Source organism: Candidimonas nitroreducens (assembly GCF_002209565.1).
Lineage (GTDB): Bacteria > Pseudomonadota > Gammaproteobacteria > Burkholderiales > Burkholderiaceae_B > Candidimonas > Candidimonas nitroreducens.
In genome coordinates this window covers 371,537-384,289 of sequence record NZ_NJIH01000002.1, presented here as the reverse complement: position 1 = coordinate 384,289, position 12,753 = coordinate 371,537, and the positions used below count along the sequence as shown (strand labels likewise).

The following is a 12,753-nucleotide window of genomic DNA, read 5'->3' as shown; positions in this document are numbered from 1 at the left end:
GGGCCGGCTTTGCGGCCGCCTGCGCCGGGCGCAAGTCTGCTGTTCGTTCAGCGGGCCTGCCCGCAGTGCTGCCGCAGCAGATCGAGAAAGGTTTGCAGGCGTGGCGGCAGGTACTTCTGTTCCGGGGTGACGGCGTGTATGCGTTCGGCCGCCGGGGCATAGTCGTCCAGGACGCTGACCAGCCGCCCCTGTTCCAGCGCGTCCCTGGCCTCCCAGTCGTGGCAGCGCAGCAATCCGCAGCCGGCCAGCGCCCAGTTCAGCAGCACGGCTTCGTCGTTGGAGGCCAGGTCGGAGCCGACCTGGACTTCGCGTGCGCGGCCCTTGTGGCGGAATACCCAGGAGGTGCCGTGTCCATGCCCGGCAACAGACAGGCAGTTGTGCTTCTGCAGGTCTTCCAGGCCGTCCGGCGTGCCGTGCGCCTGCAGATATGCGGGGGCCGCGACCACGATGCGGCGGCTCTCGGCGATGGTCACGCTTTGAGGCGCGGTGCTTTCCGGGCTGTCCAGCCGTATGGCGCAGTCATAGCGCTCGGCGGTCACATCCACCTTGCGGTCGCTCAGATCCAGCGCCACGGTGATCTGCGGATGGTGGCGTGTGAATTGCGGCACCAGCGGAGCCACGCAGACGCGACCGAAGATCCGGGGCGCGCTGATGCGCAGGTGTCCCGCCGGTGTGATGCTTCCTTGCGTGATGCGCGCCTCGGTATCGTGCAGATCGCTCAGTATGCGCTGGGCTTCCTCCAACAAGGCTTGGCCGGCGTCGGTGAGCAGCAGCCGGCGGGTCGAACGCAGCAGCAGCCGGGTGCCGAGGCGGGCTTCCAGGGCGTCCAGGCGCCTGCCCATCATCGCGGGGGCGATGCCTTCCGCCCGAGCCGCGGCGGATAGACTGCCCAGCTTGGCGACGGAAACGAAGCTCTCGAGCTGCTTGAATTTGTCCATGCGCTGATTATTTATAGGAAATCGCTTATGTCTTGAAACGATTGTAGGACGCTGGACACATGTGAAATATCCCCTTCTTGCATGAATTTTCAGTTGTTTTCACTGAATTTGCGGAAATTTACATTCTTCTGGCTCAAAACGACCGAAACGCCGCGGCGCGGGCTTCCGCGGCCGCCGGCAAGCGCCGGAAATCTGTTTTGCGGCCGGCGCGATCGCGCCGCGCATAGGCCGAATGGAGCAGCAAGCGCAAGGCAGGGGAAGTGCGGGAATAGGCTCGAACCGATGGCATGCGTTCGATGGCATGCGTTCGAGGCCCGTCGCCGGCATGGGTATGCGTCCGCCACCAAGGTCGCGGCGCTCCGCCGGGGGCGGCGTGATGAATAGGGCGGCGGCCTGTTGGCCGTGGCGCCGGCGCCGCCTGCCGGGGGCTTTCAGTCTTTGAAGATCAAGGCGTGCAGCTTGGCGCGGATCTCGGCCAGCTCGGACGAATCGACACGGCCTTGGTGGCTGATTTTGCTGGTGGCCCAGTTCAGGCTCTTGACCTGGTCGGCCAGAGCCACGCTGCCTTCGGGGCTGGCCAGGGCGACCTCGAAGGGATAGCCCTTGGCTTGGGCTACCACCGGACAGCAGACGATCAGCCCGGTTTTCTTGTTGTAGGACAAGGGGCTGAGAACGACCGCCGGCTTGTGATCCGGCAGGCCGGCGCCGCGCGGCACGTCGAAGTGCAGCCAGATGACGTCGCCGGCATTGGGGGTATAGCGCTTGCTCATGATGGCCTTCCTGTTGTTCTAGGGCCAGCAGGCCCTAGGCCGCGCCGAAATCGACTTCCGGGTGTACGTTCTTGGGTTTGATCGCGCCCAGCAGCTGGCTCAGTATGTATTCTTCGGTGCGTACGGGGGCGATGACGATGGCGCCATGCTCGACATTGATGTCAATGACGTCTTCGAGGTCGAGCTTGAGGGTTTTCATCATGGACGATGGCAGGCGCACCGCCGCGCTGTTGCCCCATTTCTTGATTACTCCGCGCATGGTTGTCTCCGGAAGGTCTAAAAAAGGCCGCTGTTCGCAGTTTAAACGCTGTGTAGACCGCAGCATAGGTACGGCGCAATAAATAGATAGGGCGCCGCGCTGCGCCCGCGGCTTTTCCACCTCGCGCCTGGCATGCCTCGCCGGGCGCGGCGGCGAAAAAGGGCCAGGAGAGTAAAGTAAGGGGTGCTTGTCTTGTCTCGCGGGGTTGCGGCGCGCAGTCTTGAAAAACGGCTGTCCGGCCGCACATAGTCAACATTCGAGCAATAGCGCAGTTCTGAACAAGCCGCCCGCCTTGCCGGCCATTGCCGCGGCGGGCGGTTTGGATGCAGTCGTTTGTTCCGGGCTGGCCTGCTCTCACTCTACCGACACGAAATAATCATGCGATTCGACAAACTCACCACCAAGTTCCAGCAGGCCATCGCCGAAGCCCAAAGCCTGGCGGCGCGCCATGACAACCCCTACATCGAACCGGTGCACGTGCTGGCGGCCATGCTGGCCGACGCCGACAGCGGCGCGGCCAGCCTGCTGGCGCGCGCCGGCGTGTCCGTGAACCGGGTCGTGCCGGCCCTGAACACGGCCATCGAGGCCCTGCCGCAGGTGCAGGGCTCGGACGACAACATCCAGGTCAGCCGCGACCTGCAAGGCCTGCTGACGCGCACCGACAAGGAAGCGGCGCGGCGCGGCGATTCTTATATTGCCAGCGAGCTGTTCCTGCTGTCCCTGGCCGACGACAAAGGCGAGGCCGGCCGCATCCTGCGCGAGTCGGGGCTGCAGCGCAAGGCGCTGGAAACCGCCATCGACGCGGTGCGCGGCGGCGACGCGGTATCCGATTCCGAAGGCGAGTCCAACCGCGAGGCCTTGTCCAAGTACACGCTGGACATGACCGAGCGCGCCCGCCAGGGCAAGCTCGACCCGGTCATCGGGCGCGACGATGAAATCCGCCGCACTATCCAGATTTTGCAGCGCCGCACCAAGAACAACCCGGTGCTGATCGGCGAGCCCGGCGTGGGCAAGACCGCCATCGTCGAGGGCCTGGCTCAGCGCATCGTCAACAACGAGGTTCCCGAGACCCTCAAGGGCAAGCGCCTGCTGTCGCTGGATCTGGCCGCGCTGCTGGCCGGCGCCAAGTTCCGCGGCGAATTCGAGGAACGGCTCAAGGCCGTGCTCAAGGAACTGTCGCAGGACGCCGGCGGCACCATCGTCTTCATCGACGAGCTGCACACCATGGTGGGCGCGGGCAAGGCCGAGGGCGCGATGGATGCCGGCAATATGCTCAAGCCGGCGCTGTCGCGCGGCGAGCTGCACTGCATCGGCGCGACCACCCTGGATGAATACCGCAAGTACATCGAGAAGGACGCCGCGCTCGAGCGCCGCTTCCAGAAGGTGATGGTCAACGAACCCGACGTGGAGTCGACCATCGCCATTCTGCGCGGCCTGCAGGAACGCTACGAGCTGCACCACGGGGTCGAGATCACCGATCCGGCCATCGTGGCCGCGGCCGAGCTGTCCAACCGCTACATCAGCGACCGCTTCCTGCCCGACAAGGCGATCGACCTGATCGACGAGGCGGCGGCGCGCATCCGCATGGAAATCGATTCCAAGCCCGAGGTCATGGACAAGCTCGACCGCCGCATCATCCAGCTCAAGATCGAGCGCGAGGCGGTCAAGAAAGAATCCGACGAGGCTTCGCTGCGCCGCTTGAAGGCGATCGAGGACGAGCTCGAGAAACTGCAGCGCGAGTACAACGACTACGAGGAAATCTGGAAGGCCGAGAAGGCCGCCGTGCAGGGCACGCAGGCGATCAAGGAAGAGATCGAGCGCACCCGTTCGGAAATGGCCGAATTGCAGCGCAAGGGCCAGTTCGACAAGCTCGCCGAGCTGCAGTACGGCAAGCTGCCGGAACTGGAAGGCCGGCTCAAGGCCGCCGAATCGGGCGAGCAGAAAATCGAGGAAGACAGCCCGAAGCTGCTGCGCACCCAGGTCGGCGCCGAGGAAATCGCCGAGGTCGTCTCGCGCGCCACCGGCATCCCGGTGTCCAAGATGATGCAGGGCGAGCGCGCCAAGCTGCTGGGCATGGAAGACTTCCTGCACCAGCGCGTGGTGGGCCAGGACGAGGCCGTGAAGCTGGTGTCCGACGCCATACGGCGTTCGCGCGCCGGCTTGTCGGATCCGTCCAAGCCCTACGGCTCGTTCCTGTTCCTGGGCCCCACGGGCGTGGGCAAGACCGAGCTGACCAAGGCGCTGGCAAGCTTCCTGTTCGATTCCGACGAGCATCTGGTGCGCATCGACATGAGCGAGTTCATGGAAAAGCATTCGGTGGCGCGGCTGATCGGCGCGCCTCCGGGCTACGTCGGCTACGAAGAGGGCGGCTATCTGACCGAGGCGGTGCGGCGCAAGCCCTACAGCGTGATCCTGCTCGACGAGGTCGAGAAGGCGCATCCGGACGTCTTCAACGTACTGCTGCAGGTGCTGGACGACGGCCGCCTGACCGACGGCCAGGGGCGCACGGTGGACTTCCGCAACACCGTCATCGTGATGACCTCGAACCTCGGTTCGCAGCACATCCAGAGCATGGCGGGCCAGCCTTACGAAGTCGTCAAGGAGGTCATCTGGGACGAGCTCAAGACCGCTTTCCGGCCGGAATTCCTCAATCGTATCGACGAAGTGGTGGTGTTCCACGGACTGGATGCCAAGCACATCGAGGCCATCGCCCGCATACAGCTGCGGCTGCTGGCCCAGCGCCTGGCGGCGCAGGACATGCGGCTGGAAGTCTCCGACGCGGCCGTGGCGCAGCTGGCGCGCACTGGCTTCGACCCGGTGTTCGGCGCCCGGCCGCTGAAGCGCGCCATCCAGCAGTACATCGAGAACCCGGTGGCCAGGTTGATCCTGGAAGGCAAGTTCGGGCCGCGCGATGTGGTGCCGGTGGACTGGAAGAACGACAAGTTCGAGTTCTCGCGCACCTTGCAGTAAGCGGTGTTGCCGCCTGGCGCCAAGCGCCGGGAAGTTGAAGAAGCGGGGGCCGGATGCGAATCCGGCCCCTGTTTTTATTTCACTATGCCGGCACCGCCCGCAGGCCTGCGTTGATACAAGGCCGGGATGGGCTGCCGTTTCTGGGCCGGGATCGAGCCTACCTAGACGCTGCCTTCGGACGGTGGCGGGTCTTGCTCGTCTTCGTCCATGCCGTAGTACTTGACGCCGATGTGGATGCGGTCGCGGCCCTGGGCGCGGCGGTGGCGGTTGGTGTCGCGCAGCGAATAGACGCAGCCGCAGTATTCCTGCTGGTAGAAGTTTTCGCGCTTGCTGATTTCGATCATGCGCGCCGAGCCGCCGCCTTTGCGCCAGTTGTACGTCCAGTAGACCAGCTCGGGGTAGCGCGCCGCGGCGCGCTCGCCGCTGCCGTTGATCTGGTTCATGTCCTTCCAGCGCGAAATGCCGAGCGAGCTGGTAATGGTGTCGAAGCCGTGCTCGTGGGCGTACAGGGCGGTGCGCTCGAAGCGCATGTCGAAGCACACCGTGCAGCGGCGCCCGCGTTCCGGCTCGTTTTCCAGGCCCTTGACCCGCTCGAACCAGTTGTCGCGGTCGTAGTCGGCGTCGATGAATTCGATGCCGTGCTGTTGCGCGAACCGGATGTTCTCGTTCTTGCGGATCTCGTATTCGCGGTCTGGATGGATGTTGGGGTTGTAGAAATAGATGGAGTAATCGATGCCCGAGGCCATCATGGCCTCCATGACTTCGCCCGAGCAGGGTGCGCAGCAGGAATGCAGCAGCACCTTGTGGTGGCCGGGAGGAAGTTCGAGCTTGGGGCGTTGGGTGGGATCCATGGCTGTATTTTAACGCGAGGCCGGCTGGGTTCAATCGCCGATCACGGCCTGCCAGAGCCGGCGCACGGTGGCGCGTGCGGCGCCCAGGCTATCGGCCGGCACGCGCGCCTTCTCGGCGCCCTGCAGGCGCAGCTCGTGCTGCAGCTTGCGAAACACCCGGTAGGCGTCGGCGGCGCCTGCGGCCAGCTCGGAGTCGACCAGCCCGGCCTGCGCGGCCAGGCGCAGCAGCGTGATGTTGCCCAGGTTGTCCAGCAGCTCCGGGTGCCGGCATGCCTGGGACAGTACCAGGTATTGGGTGACGAATTCTACGTCGACCATGCCGCCGCGGTCGTGCTTCAGATCGAACTCTGTCGAATGATTCGGGTGCCCGGCACTGATCTTGTCGCGCATTGCCTGCACTTCGTGCTTGAGCTCTTGCGGGTCGCGCGGCAGCAGCAGCACTTCGCGGCGGATCTGCTCGAAGCGGCGGCCCACTTCGGCGTCGCCCACGGCATAGCGGGCGCGGGTCAGAGCCTGGTGTTCCCAGGCCCAGGCATGCTTGAACTGGTACTGGGAAAAGGCGTCGAGCGACACCGCCAGCAGGCCGGCTTCGCCGTCGGGCCGCAGGCGCAGATCCACTTCGTACAAGCGCCCCGAGGAAGTCATGGTGGACAGCCAGGTGCTCATGCGCTGCCCCAGCTTGGCATAGATCTCGGTGGCGTCTTCGCGGCTGTCGTCGAACACGAAGACCAGATCCAGGTCGGAGGCGTAGCCGATTTCCTTGCCGCCCAGCTTGCCGTAGGCAATGACGGCGAATTTGGGCGGCGCCAGCGGCTGCGGCGCGGCGCCGCGCCGCTGCACCAGCGGCCAGACGCGGTGCACGGTCTCGGCCAGCAGCATGTCGGCCAGCGCCGAGAGCTGGTCGGCGAGTTTTTCTACGCTGAGCACGCCTTCCAGGTCTTGCGCCAGCAGCTGGAAGCTGACCTGGCGCTGCACGTCGCGCATCATGTTCATCTGCTGCTCGATGTCGGGCCGGCCGTTGGGCAACACGCAGGCATCCAGGTCGGTGCGCATCTGCTGGGCGATCTGGCCGAAGTCGGGCGGCTCGAGCAGTGAGCGCCATTCGATCAGGCTGTCCAGCAGCAGGGGATAGTGCCCCAGGTATTGCGAGGCCCAGGGGCTGGCGGCTACCAGCCGCGCCAGCCGCGCCAGGGTCTCGGGATACTCGGCCAGCAGCGCCAGGTAGGCGCTGCGCTGGGCTACCTGCTCGATCAGGTCGAACAGCCGCAAGGCGGCTTGCTCGGGGTGCGAGGTGCGCGCGGCCGCACTGATGGCGGCCGGCAGCAGCGCCTCGAGGCGGCGCCGGCTGGTTTCGGGCAGGCTGCGTATGCGGTGGCTGTCGAGCAGTGACTCCAGGCGTTGATCCAGTGTGCTGCTGGAGGCGCCCAGTTCGCTGCGTATATGCGTGCCCAGGTCGCCGCCGTCGGCGCTTGTGCTTTTGCACGCGCTTTCGTCGTCGCCCATGCCGGCGGTGCGGAAGGCATTGCGGAACAGCTGGGCCACGAAGCCGCGGTGTTGCTGCAGCGCGGCTTCGAATTCTTGCGCCTGCATGCCCATGGCCGCGGCCAGCCCGGCGCGCAGCTGCGGATCGGCCGGCAGCAGGTGCGTCTGCTCGTCCTCGCGATACTGCAGCATGTGCTCGGTGCGCCGCAGAAAGATATAGGCTTCTTCCAGGCGCCGCGCGTCGTCGGAGGAAACGATGCCGGCGTCTTTCTGGCGCGCCAGGGCTTCCAGCAGATTGCGCTGCTGCAGCGAAGGCATGCGCCCGCCGCGGATCAGCTGGGTGAGCTGCACCACGAATTCGATTTCGCGTATGCCGCCGTCGCCCAGCTTGATATTGTGGGTGGTGTCCACACCGTTGCGCGCCAGGGCGCGGCGCTGCCAGTCCTGGCGGATGCGCTCGCGCAGCGCGCGCAGCGCCGCCAGGGCATCGAAGTCGAAATACTTGCGGTACACGAAGGGCGTGCGCAGGGCTTCGAACTGGGCGATCTGGCGCGTCGAGTCGCTGCCTTCGAAGGCTGTGCAGGAAATGGGTCGCGCCTTCAGCCAGGCGTAGCGTTCCCATTCGCGCCCCTGGGTCACCAGGTAGCTCTCGAGCGCGTCCAGGCTCCAGGCCAGCGGCCCCGAATCGCCGTCGGGGCGCAGGCGCAGGTCGGTGCGGAACACCTGTCCGTGCGCGTCCAGGTCGGACAGGATCGGCATCATGCGCTGGGTCAGGCGGCCATAGAACTCGTGGTGGCTGATCTTGCGGCGCCCGCCGGTTTCGCCTTCCTCGCCATAAAGCATGATCAGGTCGATGTCCGAAGACACGTTGAGTTCTTCGCCGCCCAGCTTGCCCATGCCCAGTATCAGCATTTCCTGCGGGCGCCCGGTGGCGGGGTCGAGCGGCACGCCGTGCACCTGCGCCAGGTCGGTGGCCACGCAGCGGTAGGCCTGGCCGACGGCCAGGTCGGCCAGCGCCGACATGGCGCCCACCACCTCGGCCAGCGGCGCCATGCCGCCTATGTCGCGCGCCAGCAGAGTGTAGAACACCCGGTCGCGCAGTTGGCGCAGGGCGCGCCGTATGGTGGCTGCGTCGGCCGCGGCCGCGGAACCTGCCAGTTCGGCGTACCAGCCATGGATCAGCGTTGCGTCGACGGGCTGGGGCACCGCCTGGACGAGCCACTGTGTGAAATCGGCATGGGCCGAGGTCTTGCGGCGCAGCGCTCCCGACCAGCGCAGCGCCGGTTCCAGAATGTCGAGTGTGGGCATGGGTTTACAAATAGTCTAGGACGATCGGGATTATTTCGGGTATAAGACTTGCAGGGTAGCGTTCCGCACCATTGGTTCGAGCCTATGGCCCGCCTGGCCGATTCGTGCAGGGCTTCCCAAGATACCGCAAATCTTCCTCCTCTGGCTAATTCACTACGTGCGTCACATTTCGGGTTTCGTCCGCATTCTGGTTCGTGTGGCGCTGGCTGTCTATTTGCTGCTTGCCGTCACCGCTCTCGGGCTGCGGTACGTGGTGCTGCCGCACATCGACACCTGGCGCCCCTATATTGAAAAGCAGCTTTCCACCGCACTGGATGCGCGCATCACGCTGCAGCACGTGGCCGCCGAATGGAAGGGGCTGAACCCTTCGCTGCAGCTGGATGGCGTGGACTTTGCCGACGGCGCCGGGCACAGCTCGCTGCATGTGCCGCAGATCCGCGCCGTACTCGCCTGGCGCAGCCTGTTGCAAGGCTCCTTGCGCTTCGTGCTGCTGGAGGCCAAGGGTGTGGATCTCACGGTGCAGCGCGATGCCGCAGGCCGTCTGCAGCTTCCTGGCTATTCCTTCGACAAGGAAACGAACGCTTCGGTGCCGCGCAACGACGGCGCGGGCCTGCGCTGGCTTGCCGTCCAGCAACAGCTCGTGCTGCGCGACGCGACTCTGCGCTGGGTCGACCGGGTGCGCCGTGCGCCCGAGCTGGTGCTGCAGCAGGTGACCCTGAAGATTCGCAACCAGGCCGGGCGCCATCAGTTTTCGCTATTGGCCACGCCGCCGGCCGCGCTCGGCGGCACGCTGGACGTACGGGGCGACTTTTCCACGGATGATGCTGTCGGCACCGGCACCGGCACCGGCACCGGCACCGGCACCGGCACCGGCACCGGCATCGGCACCAGCCCCCACGCCGGCACTGACACCAGCACTGGTACCAGCACTGACACCAGCGCCAATGTCGGCACCAATGCCGATGTGAGTGCCGGCGTGGCGGCCGGTGCGAATTCGGGCGCCAGTCCGGGCACGAGTGAGGCGGCGCTGGTCTGGAGCGGCAGGCTGTACCTGAACATGGGCCGGCTGCGGCCGCTGGGCTGGAAACCGTGGTTGGATCTGCCCGAGAATCTCGAGTCCGGAGAGGTGTCGCTGCAGTCCTGGTTCGATGTGCGCAATGACCGGCCCGAGCATCTGGCCGCCGATATCGGCGTGCGCGACGGCCGCTGGAGCATGGGGCCGCAGGCCAGCGTGCAAAGCGATGCCAGCCGCCTGTTCCTGGATGGAGCCTGGGGCGCGTTCGAGCATATCTTCGCGCGGCGCGGCGAGCCGGCCGGGCCGGGTGCTCCGGCCGCGGGCGCCGGCCCCAAGGTCGAATTTCACTTCGACACCACCGGCCTGCGCGTGCAGGCCGGCGACGTTTTCGTGCATCCCTTGTCCTTCGATCAGGTCGCCATCGACGGCAGCCTGGCGCGCGTCGCGGACGCGGCCCTGGCCGTCGCCGTGTCCGAAGCGCATCTGGTGAACCAGGACATGGACGCGCATCTGCACGGCAGCTGGCGCCAGGGCGGCAGCGGCCCGGCCGGTATCGCCGACATCAGCGGAGTGTTCGCGCGCGCCTCCATCGACGCCATCGACGACTACCTGCCCAATACGGTCAACCTCGAAGCGCGCCAATGGATGGCCCGGGGGCTGCTGGGCGGGCAGATCCTGGACGCCGCGGTGCGCATACGCGGCGACATGGAGTATTTCCCCTTCGGCGACAACCCGGACAGCGGCGACTTCAGTATCGCGGGCCGCTACCAGGGCGGCATCATCGATTACCTGCCGGCGCAAGGCAAGACGCTGGGCTGGCCGCGCCTGGAAGACATGCGCGGCACGGTTTCCCTGCACCGGGTCGATTTGCGGCTCAATGCCGACAGCGCCACCATGCGCCCGGCCGCGGGCCAGCAAATCACTCTCAGCGGCCTGAAGGCGCGCATCGCCAGCCTCGAGCACAATTCGGTGCTGCAGATAGAGGGCCGCAGCCAGGCGCCGGCGCCCGCCTTTCTGTCCTTGCTGGGCAACACGCCGCTGGGCGGTTTGCTGGGGGGCGATTTCGACGAGGCGCGTGCGCAGGGCAACTGGCAAGTCCCCATCCGCTTCGACATTCCCTTGCGCAACAGCGAAGACACGACAGTGCAGGGGCAGATACAGTTCGACGGCAGCTCTTTGTCGCTGATGCCGGACATGCCCGATTTCGAACACGTCACGGGTGCGCTCGATTTTTCCGATACGGGGATGAGCGCCGACGGCCTGCGGGCCGACTTCCTGGGTGGGCCCGTGACCGTGACGGGCGGCTTGGGCACCGGCCAGAAGGGGCTGAGGCTGCGCGGCCATGCCACGGCTGCGGCCCTGACGCAGTATGTGGGCCTGCAGGGCATGAAGCGCTTGCGCGGCAAGTTCGCCTACGAGGCGCTGATCCAGTCCGCGCATGGCAAGCCCATGAAAATAACCGCCGATTCGACATTGCAAGGCCTGGCGCTGGATCTGCCCGCGCCGCTGGCCAAGGCGGCCGCGGCCAGCCTGCCGCTGCGCGTGGACTGGGCGGCCGCGGCCGGGGGCAAGGAAATGCAGCTGACGGCCAGCCTGGGCGCCAGTGTCACGCTGCGGCTGCTGCACGTGCCTGGGCACAAGATCCCGGCTTATTTCCGGGCCGGAGCGCTCGGTGTCGGGCTCAAGCCGCAGGTGCCGGCCCAGGGCCTGGCCGTGGCGATGGACTATCCGCAGATCGACTCGGGCGCCTGGGAGGACGTCGTGGATGAGTTCTCGACGCCCTTGCCGCATACCCCCGCGCGCAAGGGGCCGCCGGTACTGCCCGATTTGCAGCGCCTGGATCTGCGCGCCGCCACGCTGCGCCTGCGCGGCCTGGAGCTGAAGCAGGCCAGCTTCAGCGCGCGCCGTCCGGCGCCCATGCAGTGGCGTGCGGAAATCCGCTCGACCGACACGGCCGGCACCATATTCTGGCGCGAGGCGCAGGGCCGGATAGACGGGCAAGTCGACGCCAAGTTTTCCCGCCTGGCGCTGGGCAGCAAGCAGGGGGATGAGCCGGCCGGCGCGCAGCAGGGCGATGCGCGGCAGCCCGCCTCGGAGCAGGCCGGCGATACGTTCAACCTGGACGATCACCTGGACATCCCCGGTGTAAACCTGCAGGCCGAGCGTTTCAGTCTCTACGGCCGCGATATGGGGCGGCTGTCGCTGGTCGGCGTCAGCGAGTCGCGCGGCAGGCTCTGGCGGCTGGAAAAGCTTAGCCTGGACGGCGCCGCGACCCAGCTGCGAGGCTCGGGCAGCTGGCGCCTGCAGGGGCCGGATCGGGGCCTGACAGTGGATGCGCAGCTCGACACCACCGACATGGGCGCCTATCTGGAGCAGATGGGCTTGAAAAACACCATGAGCGGCGGCCGCGGCACGGTCAAGGGCCGGCTGCAATGGTTCAACCTGCCCTGGCGATATCGCAAGTCCGACCTGAACGGCAAACTGGAATTCAGCCTGGAAAAGGGCCGCTTCAGCAATCTCAATTCCAAGTCGGCGCGTTTGCTGGAGCTGCTTTCGCTGCAGTCGGTGCGCCGCCTGGCGACGCTGAATTTCAGCTTCGGCAGCCTGCTCAAGGACGGCTTTCCTTTCGACAATCTGCGCGGCACGGTGGCCATAAACAAGGGCGTGATGTCGACCGACAACTACCGGGTCACCGGGCCGGCCGGCACCATCGTGATCGGCGGCAGCACCGACCTGGACACCGAGAAGCTGGATCTGCGGGCGGTGGTGGTGCCGAACCTGGACGTCAGCGGCGCGGCCATCGCGGCCGGCATCGCGGTCAACCCCATCATCGGCGTGGGCGCCTTCCTGACGCAATGGCTGCTGCGCGCGCCGCTGTCCAAGGCCATGACCGTGCAATACCGGGTGGCGGGCGACTGGGACGACCCGAAAGTCGAGGAAATCTCCGCCAGCACCGCGGCCTCCGGCAAGAAGGCCGGCAGCCCGGGCGAGGGCGCAGGAAGCCCGCAAGCCGCGGGGGCCGGGGACGCGGGCGCAGCCAAGGGCGCGGCGGCTCAGGGGGCCGTGGGGCAGGGCGCCGCGGCAAATGGAGCCGCAGGAACAGAGGCTGCGAAAAAGAACGGGGCCGCCCCTGCGGCGGCCCCTCGTTAGGCTCGGCCCG

General features: G+C 66.6%; 7 protein-coding genes. 2 read left to right on the top strand and 5 right to left on the bottom strand.

Features of this window, described 5'->3' with window-relative positions:
• Positions 1 to 47: 47 nt before the first annotated feature.
• The 3 genes from CEY11_RS03180 to CEY11_RS03170 form a co-directional block, all read right to left on the bottom strand.
• A complete protein-coding gene (locus CEY11_RS03180) occupies positions 48 to 938 on the bottom strand; it encodes a LysR family transcriptional regulator (RefSeq protein WP_088601896.1) in 891 nt (296 codons plus the stop codon).
• A 431-nt stretch (positions 939 to 1,369) separates the two neighbouring features.
• A complete protein-coding gene (gene mazF / locus CEY11_RS03175; protein ID WP_088601895.1) occupies positions 1,370 to 1,708 on the bottom strand; it encodes an endoribonuclease MazF in 339 nt (112 codons plus the stop codon).
• Between the two features lie 34 nt (positions 1,709 to 1,742).
• Positions 1,743 to 1,967, bottom strand: a complete 225-nt coding sequence (locus CEY11_RS03170; RefSeq protein WP_088601894.1) for an AbrB/MazE/SpoVT family DNA-binding domain-containing protein — start codon at positions 1,965 to 1,967, stop codon at positions 1,743 to 1,745.
• A gap of 378 nt (positions 1,968 to 2,345) precedes the next feature.
• Here CEY11_RS03170 and clpB point away from each other — a divergent pair, with 378 nt between their 5' ends.
• Positions 2,346 to 4,937, top strand: coding sequence for an ATP-dependent chaperone ClpB (gene clpB / locus CEY11_RS03165; RefSeq protein WP_088601893.1), 2,592 nt, complete (start codon positions 2,346 to 2,348; stop codon positions 4,935 to 4,937).
• A 161-nt stretch (positions 4,938 to 5,098) separates the two neighbouring features.
• Here clpB and CEY11_RS03160 read toward each other — a convergent pair whose 3' ends face one another.
• Entirely contained in the window at positions 5,099 to 5,788 is a 690-nt protein-coding gene (locus tag CEY11_RS03160; RefSeq protein ID WP_088601892.1) for an epoxyqueuosine reductase QueH, read from the bottom strand.
• A gap of 30 nt (positions 5,789 to 5,818) precedes the next feature.
• A complete protein-coding gene (glnE, locus tag CEY11_RS03155) occupies positions 5,819 to 8,578 on the bottom strand; it encodes a bifunctional [glutamate--ammonia ligase]-adenylyl-L-tyrosine phosphorylase/[glutamate--ammonia-ligase] adenylyltransferase (RefSeq protein WP_088601891.1) in 2,760 nt (919 codons plus the stop codon).
• Positions 8,579 to 8,735: 157 nt separating this feature from the next.
• Between glnE and CEY11_RS03150 the strand changes: the two genes are divergently transcribed.
• Positions 8,736 to 12,743 (top strand): YhdP family protein, encoded by a 4,008-nt coding sequence (locus CEY11_RS03150; RefSeq protein WP_088601890.1) that lies wholly within the window; start codon positions 8,736 to 8,738, stop codon positions 12,741 to 12,743.
• Positions 12,744 to 12,753: the final 10 nt, after the last annotated feature.